This is a genomic window from Roseateles sp., assembly GCF_036486225.1.
Classification (GTDB): domain Bacteria; phylum Pseudomonadota; class Gammaproteobacteria; order Burkholderiales; family Burkholderiaceae_C; genus Roseateles.
In genome coordinates this window covers 1-16,661 of record NZ_DASVNZ010000340.1, presented here as the reverse complement: position 1 = coordinate 16,661, position 16,661 = coordinate 1, and the positions used below count along the sequence as shown (strand labels likewise).

Below are 16,661 nucleotides of genomic sequence, written 5' to 3'. Positions count from 1 at the left end.
CGCTGCTGGCTCCCCTGGGCCTGACCTACCCGCAATACCTGGCGATGCTGGTGCTGTGGGAGACCGACGGCCCGAGCGTCTCGGAACTGGGGCAACGGCTGAACCTGGACTCCGGCACGCTCACGCCGCTGCTCAAGCGCCTCGAGGCCAGCGGCTTCATCGAACGCCGCCGCGCGCTGAGCGATGAGCGTCGTGTCGAGATTCATCTGACGCCGGTCGGCCGCGCACTGCGCGACCAGGCCGTCGCCATCCCTGAACAACTGGCCTGCGCCAGCGCCTGCGGTCCTGCCGAACTGGAGTCGCTGACAAAACGCCTGCATGAATTGCGAGCCAACGTACTGACTCACCTGGCTCGCGATCCCGCCGACCCCGTCACTGACGACGGGGATGGCGAGACCTGACCCCGAGTTGTCCGTTCACCCCCACCCCCTTCACCCATCACCACCAAGGAGCCTCACATGGCCATCGAAAAAGCCCTCTACACCGCCACCGCCACCGCCACCGGCGGCCGTCAAGGCACTGCGCAATCGTCGGACGACCGCCTGAAGGTCCAGCTGTCCACGCCCAAGGCGCTGGGTGGCGACGACGGCGCCGGCACCAACCCCGAGCAGCTGTTCGCCGCGGGTTACTCGGCCTGCTTCATCGGCGCGATGAAGGCCGTCTCCGGCCGCAACAAGGTCGCCCTGCCGGCCGAAGTCTCGATCACCAGCGAAGTCGGCATCGGCCCCCACGCCAACAAGCCGGGCGCCTTCGGCATCGCCGTGGCCATGAAAATCTCCGTGCCGGGCATGGACCGCGCCGCACTGGAGAAGCTGGTCGCCGAGGCGCACGAGGTCTGCCCGTACTCGAACGCCACCCGCGGCAACATCGACGTCACACTGACGATCGTCTGATCGTCCGGATCCGGCCTGCTCCGGATTCGCGATGAAAAAAGCGCCGGCAATGCCGGCGCTTTTTCGTTGGCTCGATGCGCGGCGGAATCAGCGCTTGCGCAGCAGTGTGAGCATCAATTCTATGCGCGCCGCCCAGGGCGACAGGGCAGCGGCGGGCTCGTCGTCCGCGCCGACGATGCGCCCCTGCGCGCAGCGTGTCGTGCGCCAGACCGGAACGCCGGCGTCCTTGAGCGCCTGGACCGGCGCATCGAGTGCGCGGTTCAGCGTGCCGTTCCCGGTGCAGGCCAACACCAGACCCTGGAGGCCCGCAGCGCGCCAGGCTTCCAGAGCACGCGCGTCGGAACCGCCGTGGCTGACGAGCACCTCGACCCACGGCCAACGAGAAGCCTCCTCGGGTAGCAGCGACGCCCCCAAGGCTTCGCCTTGCGGCCAGTCGCGGAAGCGGCGCACGAGGCCCTCCTCCACCACGGCCAGCGGACCGGCGTCCGACCCAGCCTCGAAGGCATCGAGGCGGTAGGTGTGCGTCTTGCGCAGCTCCAGCCCCGACCACACCTTCCCCGCCAGCACCGCGACGACACCACGCACGTCGTCAGCCCCCGCCACGGCCACCGCGTCGAGCAGGTTCTGCGGACCATCCGCCTGGATGGCCGTCGCCGGGCGCATCGCCGCCGTCAGGACAACGGGCTTCTCGGGCGCGAGCACGCGCTGCAGCAGGTAGGCGGTTTCCTCGAGCGTGTCAGTGCCGTGCGTGATCACGATGCCGCGCACCTCGGGGCGATCCAGGTGCTCCCGCACCCGGCGCACGAGGCGCGCCCAGGTCGCGTGATCCATGTCCTTGCTGTCGAGCTGGGCCAGTTGCTCAGCCTCGAGCGCTTTCGACGCCAAGGCCGGCACGGCCCCCACCAGCGACTCGACCGACAGCGAGCCGGCCTTGTAGCCGACGTTGTCCGTCGCGCTGCTGGAGGCCCCGGCGATGGTCCCGCCGGTGCCGATGATCACGAGGGTCTGGGCCGCACTTTGCAATTTCTCGTCTCCTGTATAAAAATCCAGATGCTGGATGAATTCTCAGGCGGCTTTTGAACCACTTCAAGGTCGCCGCGTCTTCGACATCCGCCCCTCAATGGAACAAAGGCTCGCTCGTGGACACTCCGCCCAAACTCACCGCCCGGCAACAGCAGATCTTCGATCTGGTCCGCGACAGCATCGAGAGCACCGGATCGCCACCCACCCGCGCGGAGATCGCGCAGCAGCTCGGCTTCAAGTCCGCCAACGCAGCGGAGGAGCACCTGCAAGCCTTGGCGCGCAAGGGCGTCATCGAACTGGTGGGCGGTACCGCTCGTGGCATCCGGCTGCCGTCGACGGCGCTGCGCCAGGTCAATCGCGCCCGGGAGCACAGCCAGTTCGCGCTGCCGCTGGCGAGCCTCGCCCAGCTGACCTTGCCGCTGGTGGGCCGCGTCGCGGCTGGCGCGCCCATCCTCGCCGAGGAACATGTCGAGCAGCACTATAGCGTCGACCCTTCGATGTTCTCGAAGGCGCCCGACTACCTGCTGCGCGTCAAAGGCATGAGCATGAAGGACATCGGCATCATGGATGGCGACCTGCTCGCCGTGCAGAAGATCAGCGAGGCCCGCAACGGTCAGGTGGTCGTGGCGCGCATCGGGGAAGAGGTCACGGTGAAGCGCTTCCAACGCCATGCCGACGGCATCCGCCTGCTGCCCGAGAACGCGGACTTCGAGCCGATCGAGGTCACGCCTGACGAGCAGTTCGCCATCGAAGGATTGGCGGTCGGCCTGATCCGTTCCGGCGGCTTCCACTGAGCGACGCGTCTGTCATGAGTGCGCGAAAGACGCACACCAAAGCGGCTTCGGCCGCCGAATGTGTGTCCCTTCGGCAGATTCCCAACATCGGTCCGGCGATGGTGCGAGATTTCGAGCTGATGGGGATTCATCAGCCGGCGGATCTCGTGGGCGCCGATGCCTTCGCGCTGTATCAGCGGATCTGCAAACTCACCGGTCAGCGACATGACCCGTGCGTGCTGGATACCTATATGGCCGCCGTCGATTTCATGAACGGCGGCCCGGCGCGAGATTGGTGGAGTTATACAGCGCAGCGCAAACGCGAATATCCTGATCTCTGATTCCGGACCCCATCACAGCAAATGACGCGCACCAAAGAAAAAACCCTGCCGATTTGCATCGACAGGGTTTTAATGTTGGCGGAGTGGACGGGGCTCGAACCCGCGACCCCCGGCGTGACAGGCCGGTATTCTAACCAACTGAACTACCACTCCAGATAAGCCGCTATTGAGTGCAGCTCTATCATTTGCGAACAAGTTTCGCTGCAAGCAAGCGGCCCCAAACAGAACCGTGATGCAGCCAAGCCTTGTCAAACTTGGCGTCCCCTAGGGGATTCGAACCCCTGTAGCCACCGTGAAAGGGTGGTGTCCTAGGCCTCTAGACGAAGGGGACTGGACTTGCTGTCTTGACTCGAACTGCGCGTACCTTGCAACCGTCGCACTCGAAAGTGTTCTGGTGGAGGTAAGCGGGATCGAACCGCTGACCTCTTGCATGCCATGCAAGCGCTCTCCCAGCTGAGCTATACCCCCGAATGCTTTCGCATCGAATCGGTACGCCGCCCGAGTCTCAACTGTGTTGGCGGAGTGGACGGGGCTCGAACCCGCGACCCCCGGCGTGACAGGCCGGTATTCTAACCAACTGAACTACCACTCCAGATACTCAAGATCTTTCGATCCGTCGCATCAAACTCTTTTTGCCTTGATCCCATCAATTGCTTGATGACATCGCTGCGTCGATTTCGTTACTGTACCTGATTTTGACAACGATCAAATCGATTTCCGAAGAATTTTTCGATTTTCTCGTTCAATCTCTGGTCAGTAACCAAGTTCGAAACTTGGCGTCCCCTAGGGGATTCGAACCCCTGTAGCCACCGTGAAAGGGTGGTGTCCTAGGCCTCTAGACGAAGGGGACTGGACTGTTTCCCTTGAACCGCGCGCCACACAAACTGAAGTTTGGTGGAGGTAAGCGGGATCGAACCGCTGACCTCTTGCATGCCATGCAAGCGCTCTCCCAGCTGAGCTATACCCCCTTCGGGGAATTCGATCCGGCTTCTTTTCGGCTCTTGAATTTCATCGGGGAGCTCGCGCTCCCCGTTTTGATTCATCGTCTGCCGCTTCGAAGTTCGTTTCGAACGTCGCGCTGTTCAAGCGAGAACGAGAGTATAGATCGAGTTTTAAACAAAGCGCAAGCGGTTCAACAAAATTTCTTTGTCGAAAAGTTCCAGCACCGCATCCACCGATGGCGTCTGCGACCGGCCGCAGGCCAGCACCCGCACCGGAATCGCCAGTTGCGGCATCTTCAGGCCGTGGGTCGTGATGGTTTCCTTGATCGCGGCGCTGATCGAGGGCTTGTCCCAGACCGCCAGCGCGTCGAGTTTGTCCGCCAGAGCCAGCACCGCCGGCTTCACCGCCTCGGTCAGGTGTTGTGCCCGGTCCGCGTCGCTGATCGTCACCGGGGACACATACATCGCCAGCCAGTCCGTCAACGCCACCGTCGTGCTGCAGCGGTCCTTGAACAGGCCGCACATCGCTTCGAGGCGCTCCGGCGCGGCCAGGCCGCGCTTGGCCAGTTGCGCCGCGACCAGCGAGGCCAGGCGTGCGTCGTCGGCCTGCTTGATGTAGTGCGAGTTGACCCACTCCAGCTTGGCCGGATCCCACTGCGCCGGGCTCTTGGAGATGTGGCTGCCGTCGAACCACGACACCAGTTGCGCCACGCTGTAGAGCTCGTCGTCACCGTGGCTCCAGCCCAGGCGCGACAGGTAGTTCAGCATCGCCTCGGGCAGGTAGCCGTTTTCCTCGTACGCGGTGACGCTGACCGCGCCGCGACGCTTGGACAGCTTCAGGCCGTCGTCGCCCAGGATCACCGGGATGTGCCCGAACGCCGGCAGCGCCGCGCCCAGCGCGTTGAAGAGGTTGATCTGCCAGGGCGTGTTGTTGATGTGCTCGTCGCCGCGGAAGACATGGGTGATCTTCATGTCCCAGTCGTCGATCACGACCGCGAAGTTGTAGGTCGGCACGCCGTCCGGACGCAGCAGGATGAGGTCGTCGATCTCGCGGTTGTTGATCGTGATCGGGCCTTTGACGAGGTCGTCCCAGGTCACGTCGCCGTCGATCGGATTCTTGAAACGCACCACCGGTTCGATGCCCGCGGGAATCGCCGGCAGGGTCTTGCCCGCTTCCGGACGCCAGGTGCCGTCGTAGCGGCGCTTCTCGCCGCGCGCTTCCTGGCCGGCCTTCATCGTCGCGAGTTCCTCGGGCGAGCAGTAGCAGCGGTAGGCCGTGCCGGCCGCGATCATCTGCTCGATGACCGCGTGATAGCGCTCCAGGCGCTGCATCTGGTAGATCGGGCCCTCGTCGTACTCGAGGTTCAGCCACTTCATCGAGGCCAGGATCTGGTCGACCGAGTCCTGCGTGGAGCGCGTGACGTCGGTGTCCTCGATGCGCAGCACGAATTCGCCGCCGTGGTGGCGCGCATAGGCCCACGAGAACAGCGCCGTACGCGCCGTGCCGAGGTGCAGGAAACCCGTCGGCGACGGGGCGATGCGGGTGCGGACCGGGGTGGAGGGAGTCGTCATAGGGAGTTCAAACCGCGGGCCAGGTCGGCCTTGATGTCTTCGATGTCTTCCAGGCCGACCGCGACACGGATCAGTCCCTGCGTGATGCCGGCCGCCTGGCGCTGCGGCTCGGTGAGCCGGCCGTGCGAGGTGCTGGCCGGATGCGTGATGGTGGTCTTGGTGTCGCCGAGGTTGGCGGTGATCGAGCAGATCTTCGTCCGGTCGATCACGTGGAAAGCGGCTGCGCGACCGTTGTCGTCCGCCTGGCTCTTCACGATGAAAGACACCACCGCCCCGCCCTGCCCGCCCTGCTGGCGCATCGCGAGCTCATGCTGCGGATGCGACTTCAGGCCCGGATAGTAGACGCGTTCGACGGCGGGATGCGCCTCCAGCCATTCGGCCAGCACGGCGGCGCTGGCGGTCTGCGCCTTCATGCGCACCGACAGCGTCTCCATGCCCTTGAGCACGACCCAGGCGTTGAACGGCGACAGCGACATGCCCACGGACCGCATCACCGGCGTGAACACCTCGTCGACATGCTTGGCGGAGGCGCAGATCGCGCCCGCGATCACGCGGCCCTGGCCGTCGAGGTACTTGGTGCCGGAATGGATGATGAAATCCGCGCCCATCTTCGTCGGCTGCTGCAGCGCGGGCGAGGCGAAGCAGTTGTCGACCGCCAGCAGCGCGCCGTGCGCGTGCGCGATCTCCGCCAGCGCGGCGACGTCGCAGACCTCGGTCAGCGGATTGGTGGGCGTTTCGGCGAACAGCAGCTTGGTGTTGGGCTGCAGCGCGTTCTTCCATTCGTTCAGGTCGGTCTGCGACACGAAGGTCGTCTGGACGCCGAACTTGCCGAACTCGCCCTGCAGCAGCTTGATGGTCGAGCCGAACACCGAGCGCGAGCACACCACATGGTCGCCGGACTTCAACAGGCCCATCACTAGCAGCATGATGGCCGACATGCCGGACGAGGTCGCGATGCAGGCCTCGGTGCCTTCGAGCGCGGCAAGCCGGCGCTCCATCATCATGACCGTCGGGTTCGAGAAGCGGCTGTAGACGAAGGCCTCCTCCTCATTGGCGAAACGGCGCGCGGCGGTCGCCGCGTCCGGATGCACGAAGGAACTGGTCAGGTACAGCGCTTCCGAGTTCTCGCCCCAGGGCGACGGCGGCAGGCCTTCGCGCACAGCGAGCGTGTCCAGCCGCACGTCGGCCGGCAGGTCCACGCGCGGGATGCCGCCCTTCTTCCCATTGCTCATCACTGGTCTCCGCCGCTCTGCAGCGCGAGGCGGCTGCGTGCCGGCAGGTCCTCTTCCTCAGGCTGCGACTTGCGTTGCGCCTGCATGGTCGCGAAGTCCTCCACCGACACATCGCCGGTGATGTACGTGCCGTCGAAGCACGACGCCTCGAAACCGTTCAGCCCCGGACGGAGCTGGCCGACCACGCGCTTCATCGCATCGACGTCCTGGTAGATCAGCGCGTCGGCGCCGATGAACTGGCGGATCTCCTCGATCGACCGGCCGTGGGCGATCAGCTCTTCCTTGGTCGGCATGTCGATGCCGTACACGTTGGGGAAGCGCACCGGCGGCGCGGCAGAGGCCAGGTAGACCTTGTTCGCACCGGCCTCGCGGGCCATCTGGACGATTTCCTTGGAGGTCGTGCCGCGCACGATGGAGTCGTCGACCAGCAGCACGTTGCGGCCCTTGAATTCGAGGCCGATCGCGTTGAGCTTCTGACGCACGGACTTCTTGCGCGTGGACTGGCCCGGCATGATGAAGGTCCGGCCGACGTAGCGGTTCTTGACGAAGCCCTCGCGGTACGGCTTGCCGATGCGGTGCGCGAGCTGCATCGCCGACGGGCGGCTCGATTCGGGGATGGGGATCACGACGTCGATCTCGCTCGGCGGGATCGTCGAGATCAGGCGCTGGGCCAGCGTCTCGCCCATGTTCAGGCGGGCCTGGTAGACCGAGATGCCGTCCATCACCGAGTCCGGGCGCGCCAGATAGACGAACTCGAACATGCAGGGATTCAGCGTCGGGTTCTCGGCGCATTGCTGCGTGTGGACCGTGCCCGCGGTGTCGATGAACAGGGCTTCACCGGGCGCGAGGTCGCGCGTGAGCACGTGACCGGTGCCTTCGAGCGCCACGCTCTCGCTGGCCACCATGACCTCGCCGTCGGCGGCCTGGCCGAAACACAGCGGGCGGATGCCGTAGGGGTCGCGGAAGGCGAGCAGGCCATGGCCTGCGATCAGCGCGATCACGGCGTATGAGCCCTTGATGCGCTTGTGGACGGTGCCGACGGCCTTGAAGATCTGCGCCGGCGTCAGCGGCAGGTCGCGGCCGGCCATCTCGAGCTCGTGCGCGAGCACGTTGATCAGGACTTCGGTGTCGCTTTCGGTGTTGATGTGGCGGCGGTCCACGTCGAACAGCTCATCCTTCAACGCATGTGCGTTGGTCAGGTTGCCGTTGTGGACCAGCACGATGCCGTAAGGCGCGTTGACGTAGAACGGCTGCGCCTCTTCCTCGGAGTAGGCGTTGCCTGCCGTCGGGTAGCGGACCTGGCCAAGGCCGACGTTGCCGGGCAGCCCGCGCATGTTGCGGGTGCGGAAGACGTCGCGCACCATGCCGCGCGCCTTGTGCATGAAGCACTTCTGACCTTGCATCGTGACGATGCCGGCCGCGTCCTGGCCGCGATGCTGCAGCAGCAGCAGCGCGTCATAGATCAGCTGGTTGACCGGCGCCTTGGAAATCACACCGACGATGCCGCACATGGGGAGGTCCTTAATGCTTCGGGAACAGGGGAAAAAACGACGAGAAATCGACGAGAAGAACGACGGCCGGGGCGCTCATGACGCTCAGGCCGGAATGTAGTCCTGCAGGGCCGCGGGCAACAGCGGCTTCACCTGCGTGAGGGTCGCCTGCAGCCACGGCGCGAGTTGCGATTCGGTCCACGGCCGCGAGCGCACGGCCGGCGTCATGTCGACGATGACGGTCGCCAGCAACGCCAGCAGCGCCGCGCGCAGCACCCCGAAGGCCGCGCCGCCGAGTCGGTCCAGCACGCCCAGCGGCGTCGCGTGGATCAGCGCCCGGATCAGTTTGGCGCCCAGGCCCCAGATCAGCAGCACCAGGACGAAGGCCAGCACCAGCCCAACGGCATGGATCAGCGACGGGCCGATCTTTTCCGCCGGCAGCAGGCCCTCGATGAACGGCGCCACGAAGGGCGAGGCCGCATAGGCCACCAGCCAGCCGGCGATGGTCATCAGCTCGAAGACCAGGCCGCGCCAGGCGCCCAGAAGCACCGAGACGACGAGCAGGCCCAGCAGCGCGAGGTCGACCCAGTTCATCGCGGCGATCGTGCGTGCACTGGGGAAGGGTCATGGTCGTCCATCGTGGCGTGCTCCGTGCCGGCCCGTCAGAGCGTCAGCACGGCCGACGAGAGGCCGCCGCCGCGGACTTTCGCCGCGACCTTGTCCGCTTCGTCCCGCGAATTGAACGGCCCCACCCGCACGCGGATGCGCTTGCCGTCCGCCGTGTCCACCGCCTGGGTGTAGGTCTTCAAGCCCATGCGCTCGACCTTGGACCGCACGTCTTGCGCGGCTTTGCCGTCGGCATAGGCGCCGACCTGCACGATGAAGCGCGCGCCGGAGGCCGCGGCGTCGGGCTTCTTCTCCGACGACTGACGACCTTCCAGCAGTGCCTGCGCGCGAGCGGCATCGGCCGAGCGCGTATCCGGCTTGGTTTCAGGCTTCGGATCGGGTTTGCGTTCCGGCTTGGCTTCGACCTTGGGCTCGGGCTTGCGGTCCGGCTTGGTCTCGGGTCTGGTCTCGGGCTTGTGCTCGGGCTCGACCCGCGCCGGGCGGGCAGGCTCGGCGATCGTCGCGCGCTCGTCGGGCTTGGTGTCCATGCGTGTGGGCGGCATGGCCTGGGCCACCTGGTCGGCGACCGGGTCACGGGGCTGGTCGCGCGACGCGTCCGGCGGCGGAACCGGGCGGTCGGCGGCGGCCTGTTCGGCGGATTCGGTGATGATGCCGCGGCCGGCATCGCCCGCGGCGGTCTGGCCGCGCGAGGTCTGCGCCGTGGGCGCGGGAATGGTCAGCGGCGTCGCGCCGTCCTTGCGCGGGATGTCGATCGGCAGGTCGACCGGGATCGGGCGCGGCTGGGTCTCGAACAGCAGCGGGAACACGATCACCGCAATCCCCACCAGCACAGCCGCGCCGATCAGGCGTCGGCGCGCGCGCAGGCGCAGTTGCTGGACGTCGTCGACGGCCTCGGCGCCGCCGCGGGAACGCCCTCGCCCGCCGTCGCCGCCGGAACGGCCTCGCTCTCCGCGATCAGCGCGATCAGCGCGATCACCGCCCCGGTCGCCGGAGTCGTTCGCTTCACCGCGCTTCAGGAAGGACAGAAAACCCATGTACTCGGAGAACCTGGTTGATGCCGCGCCGTCGCCGCGGGAGTGCCCTCGGGACCCTGGGCCCCGGAGCGGAAAGCGGCCCCTCCGCAGATACGGACAGGGCCGCCGACTTCAACTGCGAGCGATTCGAATGCAGCGTTGCGAAGCGCTCAATGCCGCCCGCTTCAGGACTCGGCTTCCGGCTGGACGCCGCCGCCCAGTCTCGGGATGCCGTTCCTGAGCACGCCGCCCACGGTGAAGAACGAACCGAAGACCAAAATTCTATCAGCGGGGTCCGCCTCGGCCGCCGCGGCGGCCAGGGCCGAGGCGGGGTCCGCATGCAGGGACGAACCGACCTCCTTCGGCGTCTGCAGCGTGCCGGCGGCGCGCGCCTCGTCGAAACGCGCCTGCAGCGCCTGGGCGGTCGCCGCACGCGCGATCGGCAGGTCGCAGAAATGCCAGTGATCGATCAGCGGCGAGATGCGCACCAGGATGTTGGCAAGGTCCTTGTCCGCCATCGCGCCGAAGACGGCCCGGGTGCGCGGGTAGAAGCCCATCTGGTCGAGGTTCTGCGCCAGCGCGGCCACCGCATGCGGGTTGTGCGCGACGTCCAGCACCAGCATCGGCGAACCCGGGATGACCTGGAATCGCCCCGGCAACTCCACCAGCGCCAGCCCCGCGCGCACGGCCTGTGCGGAGATCGGCAGCCGCTCGTAGAGCGCCTCGAAGACCGCCAGCACGCCGGAGGCGTTCAACAGCTGGTTGACGCCGCGCAGCGCCGGGTAGGACATGCCGCTGTAGCGGCGCGCGCGCCCGGCCCACTGCCACTGCTGGCGATCGCCCGAATAGCTGAAATCGCGCCCGAGCTGACGCACTTCAGCGCCGATGGACTCGGCGTAGGCCGCGATCGACGCCGGCGGCATCGGATCGGACACGATCGCCGGCTTGCCCGGCCGCATGATGTGCGCCTTCTCGCGGCCGACGGACTCGCGGTCCGGGCCGAGGTACTCGGTGTGATCCAGGTCGATGCTGGTGATCACGCTGCAATCGGCGTCGATGACGTTCACCGCGTCCAGACGCCCGCCGAGGCCGACTTCCAGGATCACCAGGTCCAGCGGCTCGGACGCCAGCTTGTGCAGGATCGCCAGCGTCGTGAACTCGAAGTAGGTCAGCGCCAGGTCGCCGCGGGCCTGCTCCACCGCCTCGAAATGCGGCAGCAGCGCCGCGGCGTCGACCGGGCGGCCGCCGACGCGGCAACGCTCCTGGAAGTGCACCAGGTGCGGCTTGATGTAGAGGCCGACGCGGTAGCCCGCCTGCAGCGCGACGCTTTCCAGCATGGCGCAGGTCGAGCCCTTGCCGTTGGTGCCGGCGACCATCACGACCGGTGTGTCCGGACCGAAGTCCAAGTTCAGGCGCTGGCGCATCTCGGCGACGCGGGCCAGCGTCATGTCGATTTCCTTCGGATGCAGTCGCTCGCAGCGGGCCAGCCAGGCGTCGAGCACCTGCTGCGCGTCGCCGCCCGGCGCGAGCACGGGAATGGACAGATCGTTCGAAGTGGACGAAGTGGATGAGGAGGAGGACATCAGGAATCCCAAGGCTCAAATGAAGACGGCCAGACCGGGCGTGGTCTGGCCGTGCTGAGTACCGTCAACGCCCCGTGGGCGTTCGTCGTCGCGACGTCAGGCGACCGCGTCGGAACTCTGCCGCTGCAGGATGGCCAGGTTGCGGGCGATGACCTCGCGCAGCTTGCGGCGGTCGACGATCATGTCGATGGCGCCCTTCTCCATCAGGAACTCGGCGCGCTGGAAGCCCGGAGGCAGCTTCTCGCGCACGGTGTTCTCGATCACGCGCGGGCCGGCGAAGCCGATCAGCGCCTTCGGTTCGGCGATGACGATGTCGCCCACGAACGCGAAGCTCGCCGAGACGCCGCCCATGGTCGGGTCGGTCAGCACGCTGATGTAGGGCAGCTTCGCCTTGGCCAGGCGCGTGAGCGCGGCGTTGGACTTCGCCATCTGCATCAGCGAGAGCAGGCCCTCCTGCATCCGCGCGCCGCCGGTGGCGGTGAAGCAGATGAAGGGGGTCTTCTGCTCCAGCGCGGTCTCGACGCCGCGCGCGAAGCGCTCGCCGACCACGGAGCCCATCGAGCCGCCCATGAAGTCGAACTCGAAGCAGGCCGCCACGACCGGGATGCTCATCACCGCGCCGCCCATGACGACCAGCGCGTCGGTCTCGCCGGTCGACTCCAGCGCTTCCTTGAGCCGGTCCGGATACTTCTTGCTGTCCTTGAACTTCAGCGCGTCCACGGGCAGCACTTCCTGGCCGACCTCGTAACGGCCTTCGCCGTCCAGGAACGCGTCCAGGCGGGCGCGGGCGCCGATGCGGTGATGGTGGCCGCACTTCGGGCAGACGTTGACGTTCTGCTCGAGGTCGGTCTTGTACAGCACCGTTTCGCAGGACGGGCACTTGATCCACAGGCCTTCCGGCACCGTGCGGCGCTGGTCGGGGTCGGTCTGCTGGATCTTCGGGGGAAGCAGTTTTTCAAGCCAACTCATGGCGGGCTCCTATGTCTATCGCCAGGCGCGCAACGGGGCCGCTTGCCCCGTCAGGCGTCCAGCGCGGCGCGGATGTCTCGGATGAAGGCCGCCGCCTGGATCGCGACATTATCCCTTGTCTGGGACTCGATCAGCTGGACGAGGGCCGAACCGATCACCACCGCGTCCGCATGGCGCGCCACGGCGGCCGCCGTCGCCCCGTCACGGATGCCGAAACCGACCCCGAGCGGGATGCTCACGTGCTTGCGCAGCCGGGGCATCGCGTCGGCGACGGCGCCGGTGTCCAGGTGGCCGGCACCGGTCACGCCCTTGAGGGAGACGTAGTAGACGTAACCGCTGGCGAGCTGCCCGATGCGGGCGACGCGTTCGTCGGTCGAGGTCGGCGCCAGGAGAAAGATCGGATCCAGGCCTTGCGCCTTCAGCGCGGCGGCGAAGACCTCGGACTCCTCGGGCGGATAGTCGACGATCAGCACGCCGTCGACGCCGGCCGCCTTGGCCTCGGTGACGAAGCGCTCCAGGCCGAAGCGCTCCACCGGGTTGGCGTAGCCCATCAGCACGACCGGGGTCGCGTCGTCCTGCTGGCGGAAGTCCCGGACGATCGCCAGCACATGCGTCAGCGTGACGCCCTTGGCCAGCGCGCGTTCACTGGCCTTCTGGATCACCGGGCCATCGGCCATCGGGTCGGAGAACGGGACGCCGAGCTCGATCACGTCGGCGCCGGCCTTGGCCATCGCCAGCATCAGCTCGACGGTCACGTCCGCGTACGGATCGCCGGCGGTGACGTAGGGGATCAGCGCCTTGCGGCCCTCGGCGCCCAGGCGGGCGAAGGTGGCTTGGATGCGGCTCATTGCGCACCTCCCTTCACGGCGTGGCCGGCCATCGAGGGTCGGTCGAAGTACTCGGCCCCCGACAGGTCGGCGACGGTGCCGATGTCCTTGTCGCCGCGGCCGGACAGGTTGACCAGCAGGTGCTGGTCGGGACGCATGGTCGGCGCGAGCTTGATCGCATGCGCCAGTGCGTGGCTCGACTCGAGCGCGGGGATGATGCCCTCGGTGCGGCACAGCCGGTGGAAGGCGGCGAGCGCCTCGGCATCGGTGGCGCCGACATATTCGGCCCGGCCGATGTCCTTCAGGTAGGCGTGCTCGGGGCCGACGCCGGGGTAGTCCAGGCCGGCGGAGATCGAATGCGTCTCGATGATCTGGCCCGCGTCGTCCTGCAGCAGGTAGGTGCGGTTGCCGTGCAGCACGCCGGGGGAACCGGCGGTCAGCGTGGCCGCGTGCTTGGGCGTGTCGACGCCCTGCCCCGCGGCTTCGACGCCGATCAGGCGCACGTCGGCATGCGGGATGTACGGGTAGAAGATCCCGATCGCGTTGCTGCCGCCGCCGACGCAGGCGATGACGGCGTCGGGCTGTCTGCCGGTCATCTCCGGCATCTGCACGAGGCACTCATCGCCGATGACGCGCTGGAAGTCGCGGACCATCATCGGATACGGGTGCGGGCCGGCCACGGTGCCGATGATGTAGAAGGTCGACTCGATGTTCGTGACCCAGTCGCGCATCGCTTCGTTGAGCGCATCCTTCAGCGTCTTCGAGCCCGATTCCACCGGCACGACGCGCGCGCCCAGCAGGTTCATCCGGTAGACGTTGGGCGACTGGCGCTTCACGTCCTCGGAGCCCATGTACACCACGCACTCCATGCCGTAGCGGGCGCAGATCGTCGCGGTGGCCACGCCGTGCTGGCCGGCGCCGGTCTCGGCGATGACGCGCTTCTTGCCCATGCGGCGGGCCAGCAGCGCCTGGCCGATGGTGTTGTTCACCTTGTGCGCGCCGGTGTGGTTCAGATCCTCGCGCTTGAGGAAGATCTGCGCGCCGCCGAGCTCGCTGCTCAGCCGCCTGGCGTGATAGATCGGGCTGGGCCGGCCGACGAAGTGCGCCAGCTCGTACTGGAACTCGCGGATGAACTCCGGGTCCTGGCTGTAGCGGGCGTAGGCCTCGTTGAGCTCATCCAACGCGTGGATGAGCGTCTCGGCGACGAAGCGGCCGCCGTAGTAGCCGTGGGCGTTCTCCGTGGCGACGGGACCGAAACGGCCCCGCGCATCGGGTTGCGCGTAGCCCGCGAGCGGGCCCGTGACGAAGGGAATCGCAGAAGAAATGGTCTTGGACATGAGGGGTCCTCAATGAGGATGCCCGTGCGTGAATCCGCAGCGCTTGCGGGGATCGCAGCCATTGCTGGCAGCGACCGCAAGCAGGGATTCAAGCCGACTTCAGGCGGTCGGCCTCGCGCACGGCATCGCAGAACTGGCGGATCTTGCCGGCGTCCTTGAGGCCCTTCGAGGCCTCCACGCCGGAGCTGACGTCAACGGCCCAGGGCCGCACCTTCAGCACGCCATCGATCACGTTGGCTGCACTCAACCCACCAGACAAAACGACCGGAGAGGGAACGCTTGGAGGCAGCAGTGACCAATCGAAGACCTTTCCGCCGCCACCGTAGCCGTCGACGAACGCGTCGAGCAGCACGGCCTGGGCGTGGGAGAACCGAGACGCGAAGTCTAGCAAATCGAAGCCGGGCGCCATCCGTGCCGCGCGCAGATAGGGGCGCGACCAGCGATCGCAGTCCTCGGGCGTTTCGTCGCCGTGGAACTGCAGCGTCAGGTTCGGGATCGCGGCCAGCGCGGCCTGGATCGCTGCGGGCGTCGCGTTGACGAACAGCCCCACCGGCGTCACGAACGGCGGCAGGCGCCGCGCCAGCTCGACGGCGCGTTCGACGGTGACGGCGCGCGGGCTCTTCTCGTAGAAGACCAGCCCGATCGCGTCGGCGCCGGCCTCGACGGCGACGTCGACATCGGTTTCGCGGGTCAGGCCGCAGATCTTGATGCGGGTTCGGCTCATGGGGCTGATGGGGCTTATCGATGTCCGGATCGGCTGTTCAAGGCAGCCAATCCATGGGCGCCGTGTGACGCGGCAGGTTCAGGTGATCGTCGTAGCTCGGGCCGACGAAGTACAGCCCGTCCGGCGGGAAGGTCGGCGCCGCGGCGTCGCGGGAGCGCGCGGCCAGCACCTCGTCCATCCACGACGGCGGCTTCTGCCCCGCCCCCACGGCGATCAGGCAACCCATGATGTTGCGGATCATGTGGTGCAGGAAGGCGATGCCGTCGAACTCGAAGCGCCAGTACGGGCCGCGCCTGTGGATCTCGATGCCGCGCAGGATCTTCACCGGCGAGGCCGCCTGGCACTCGGCCGAGCGGAAGGAGCTGAAGTCGTGCTCGCCGACCAGCCGCGAGGCCGCGTCGCGCATCGCGTCGCCGTCCAGCGGCCGGAAGGTCCAGCCGACGCCGCCGGCCTGGATGGAGGGCCGCACGTTGGACTCCAGCAGCAGGTACCAGTAGCGGCGGCCGCGCGCCAGGTTGCGCGCGTGGAAGTCCTCGCCGGGAAACGCGGCCCACTGGACCGCGATGTCGCGCGGCAGGTAGCGGTTGACGCCGCGGACCCACGAGAACACCTCGCGCGCCACCGGCGAGTCGAAGTGGACGACCTGGTTCAGGCCGTGGACGCCGGTGTCGGTACGGCCGGCGCAGATGGTGCGGACCGGTTGCGCGATGAACTGCGCGAGCGCCGATTCGAGCGCATCCTGGACGGTGCCGCCGCCGGGCTGGCTCTGCCAGCCCTTGTAGGCCTCGCCGCGGTAACTCACGCCCAGCGCCACGCGCATGCAGGTCTCCGGATCTCAGGGGAAAGTGAACGCCAAAAAGAAAAGGCGCCCGGCCAGGCCGAGCGCCTTGTCGTGAACGGCTCGCAGTTTAACGAAGCCGGCTCACGATGCCTGTCAGCGAAGCTGGTCCAGCATCTGCTGCGCGCGGGCGCGCATCGGGCCGTCGGCCTTGCCGACCAGTTCCTGCAGCACGTCGCGCGCGCCTTCGGTGTCGCCGATCTGGCGGAACTCCTCGGCCAGCTCCAGCTGACGCTGCAGGGCCTCGCCGTCGTTCGGGTCGATGCTGTCCAGATCGACGCCCAGGTCGTCCAGGCTCATCGTGTCCCGCGTCACCGGCGTCGCATCGGGCAGCGCATCCAGATCCGGCAGATCGATCGACGTGACGTCCTCGATCTCGTTCACCTTGCCGATGGTGCGCTCGTCACGGCTGGCGGGCGCGCCGGTCGGCAGATCCAGGTCGATGCTCGACAGGTCGAAGTCCAGCGACGACGGATCC

Annotated in this window: 17 protein-coding genes and 6 tRNA genes; 4 read left to right on the top strand and 19 right to left on the bottom strand. The window is 67.2% G+C overall.

The annotated features are described in order from the left end of the window. Both VF536_RS22180 and VF536_RS22175 read left to right on the top strand, forming a co-directional pair. Positions 1 to 401: MarR family transcriptional regulator (locus VF536_RS22180; RefSeq protein WP_331617070.1), on the top strand; the 401-nt coding region annotated here is incomplete at its 5' end. A 57-nt stretch (positions 402 to 458) separates the two neighbouring features. Beyond that, complete coding sequence (locus tag VF536_RS22175) at positions 459 to 893, top strand: organic hydroperoxide resistance protein (RefSeq protein ID WP_297531396.1); 435 nt, start codon at positions 459 to 461, stop codon at positions 891 to 893. 87 nt (positions 894 to 980) lie between these two features. On the opposite strand, the gene VF536_RS22170 is transcribed toward VF536_RS22175, so the two are convergent. Further along, positions 981 to 1,916 (bottom strand): asparaginase, encoded by a 936-nt coding sequence (locus VF536_RS22170; protein WP_331617068.1) that lies wholly within the window; start codon positions 1,914 to 1,916, stop codon positions 981 to 983. A gap of 116 nt (positions 1,917 to 2,032) precedes the next feature. Between VF536_RS22170 and lexA the strand changes: the two genes are divergently transcribed. Both lexA and VF536_RS22160 read left to right on the top strand, forming a co-directional pair. Further along, positions 2,033 to 2,710, top strand: a complete 678-nt coding sequence (gene lexA / locus VF536_RS22165) for a transcriptional repressor LexA (protein ID WP_331617067.1) — start codon at positions 2,033 to 2,035, stop codon at positions 2,708 to 2,710. 14 nt (positions 2,711 to 2,724) lie between these two features. Further along, positions 2,725 to 3,030, top strand: a complete 306-nt coding sequence (locus VF536_RS22160; protein WP_331617066.1) for a helix-hairpin-helix domain-containing protein — start codon at positions 2,725 to 2,727, stop codon at positions 3,028 to 3,030. 76 nt (positions 3,031 to 3,106) lie between these two features. Here VF536_RS22160 and VF536_RS22155 read toward each other — a convergent pair. The 18 genes from VF536_RS22155 to VF536_RS22070 form a co-directional block, all read right to left on the bottom strand. Then, positions 3,107 to 3,183 (bottom strand) — tRNA-Asp (locus VF536_RS22155). Positions 3,184 to 3,285: 102 nt separating this feature from the next. Continuing rightward, positions 3,286 to 3,361, bottom strand: a tRNA-Glu gene (locus tag VF536_RS22150). Between the two features lie 61 nt (positions 3,362 to 3,422). Next, positions 3,423 to 3,498, bottom strand: a tRNA-Ala gene (locus tag VF536_RS22145). Between the two features lie 47 nt (positions 3,499 to 3,545). Continuing rightward, positions 3,546 to 3,622, bottom strand: a tRNA-Asp gene (locus tag VF536_RS22140). 182 nt (positions 3,623 to 3,804) lie between these two features. Continuing rightward, positions 3,805 to 3,880, bottom strand: a tRNA-Glu gene (locus VF536_RS22135). Positions 3,881 to 3,922: 42 nt separating this feature from the next. Continuing rightward, positions 3,923 to 3,998: transfer RNA gene (locus VF536_RS22130), tRNA-Ala, on the bottom strand. Between the two features lie 144 nt (positions 3,999 to 4,142). Continuing rightward, positions 4,143 to 5,543, bottom strand: coding sequence for a glutamate--tRNA ligase (gene gltX, locus VF536_RS22125; RefSeq protein WP_331617065.1), 1,401 nt, complete (start codon positions 5,541 to 5,543; stop codon positions 4,143 to 4,145). Next, a complete protein-coding gene (locus tag VF536_RS22120; protein WP_331617064.1) occupies positions 5,540 to 6,775 on the bottom strand; it encodes an O-succinylhomoserine sulfhydrylase in 1,236 nt (411 codons plus the stop codon). Before VF536_RS22120 ends, gltX begins: the two co-directional genes overlap by 4 nt. Then, on the bottom strand, positions 6,775 to 8,286 hold the full coding sequence (gene purF, locus VF536_RS22115; protein WP_088407344.1) for an amidophosphoribosyltransferase: 1,512 nt from the start codon (positions 8,284 to 8,286) through the stop codon (positions 6,775 to 6,777). The genes VF536_RS22120 and purF overlap by 1 nt, the downstream gene beginning before the upstream one ends. Before the next feature lie 84 nt (positions 8,287 to 8,370). Further along, positions 8,371 to 8,859, bottom strand: coding sequence for a CvpA family protein (locus VF536_RS22110; RefSeq protein ID WP_331617063.1), 489 nt, complete (start codon positions 8,857 to 8,859; stop codon positions 8,371 to 8,373). 68 nt (positions 8,860 to 8,927) lie between these two features. Beyond that, positions 8,928 to 9,926, bottom strand: coding sequence for an SPOR domain-containing protein (locus VF536_RS22105; protein WP_331617062.1), 999 nt, complete (start codon positions 9,924 to 9,926; stop codon positions 8,928 to 8,930). A gap of 164 nt (positions 9,927 to 10,090) precedes the next feature. Beyond that, a complete protein-coding gene (gene folC / locus VF536_RS22100; RefSeq protein WP_331617060.1) occupies positions 10,091 to 11,488 on the bottom strand; it encodes a bifunctional tetrahydrofolate synthase/dihydrofolate synthase in 1,398 nt (465 codons plus the stop codon). Positions 11,489 to 11,584: 96 nt separating this feature from the next. After that, entirely contained in the window at positions 11,585 to 12,457 is an 873-nt protein-coding gene (gene accD, locus VF536_RS22095) for an acetyl-CoA carboxylase, carboxyltransferase subunit beta (RefSeq protein ID WP_088407350.1), read from the bottom strand. Positions 12,458 to 12,507: 50 nt separating this feature from the next. Next, complete coding sequence (gene trpA, locus VF536_RS22090) at positions 12,508 to 13,305, bottom strand: tryptophan synthase subunit alpha (RefSeq protein WP_331617059.1); 798 nt, start codon at positions 13,303 to 13,305, stop codon at positions 12,508 to 12,510. Next, positions 13,302 to 14,621 carry a tryptophan synthase subunit beta gene (trpB, locus tag VF536_RS22085; RefSeq protein WP_331617057.1) on the bottom strand — a complete coding sequence of 440 codons (1,320 nt, stop codon included), beginning with the start codon at positions 14,619 to 14,621 and terminating at the stop codon, positions 13,302 to 13,304. Before trpB ends, trpA begins: the two co-directional genes overlap by 4 nt. A gap of 88 nt (positions 14,622 to 14,709) precedes the next feature. Continuing rightward, positions 14,710 to 15,363: a phosphoribosylanthranilate isomerase gene (locus VF536_RS22080; RefSeq protein WP_331617071.1), complete on the bottom strand. Its 654-nt coding sequence runs from the start codon at positions 15,361 to 15,363 to the stop codon at positions 14,710 to 14,712. 19 nt (positions 15,364 to 15,382) lie between these two features. Beyond that, complete coding sequence (gene truA / locus VF536_RS22075) at positions 15,383 to 16,165, bottom strand: tRNA pseudouridine(38-40) synthase TruA (protein WP_331617056.1); 783 nt, start codon at positions 16,163 to 16,165, stop codon at positions 15,383 to 15,385. Between the two features lie 114 nt (positions 16,166 to 16,279). Next, positions 16,280 to 16,661, bottom strand: a 382-nt coding sequence (locus VF536_RS22070) for a FimV/HubP family polar landmark protein (RefSeq protein WP_331617055.1), incomplete at its 5' end; no start/stop codon positions are given.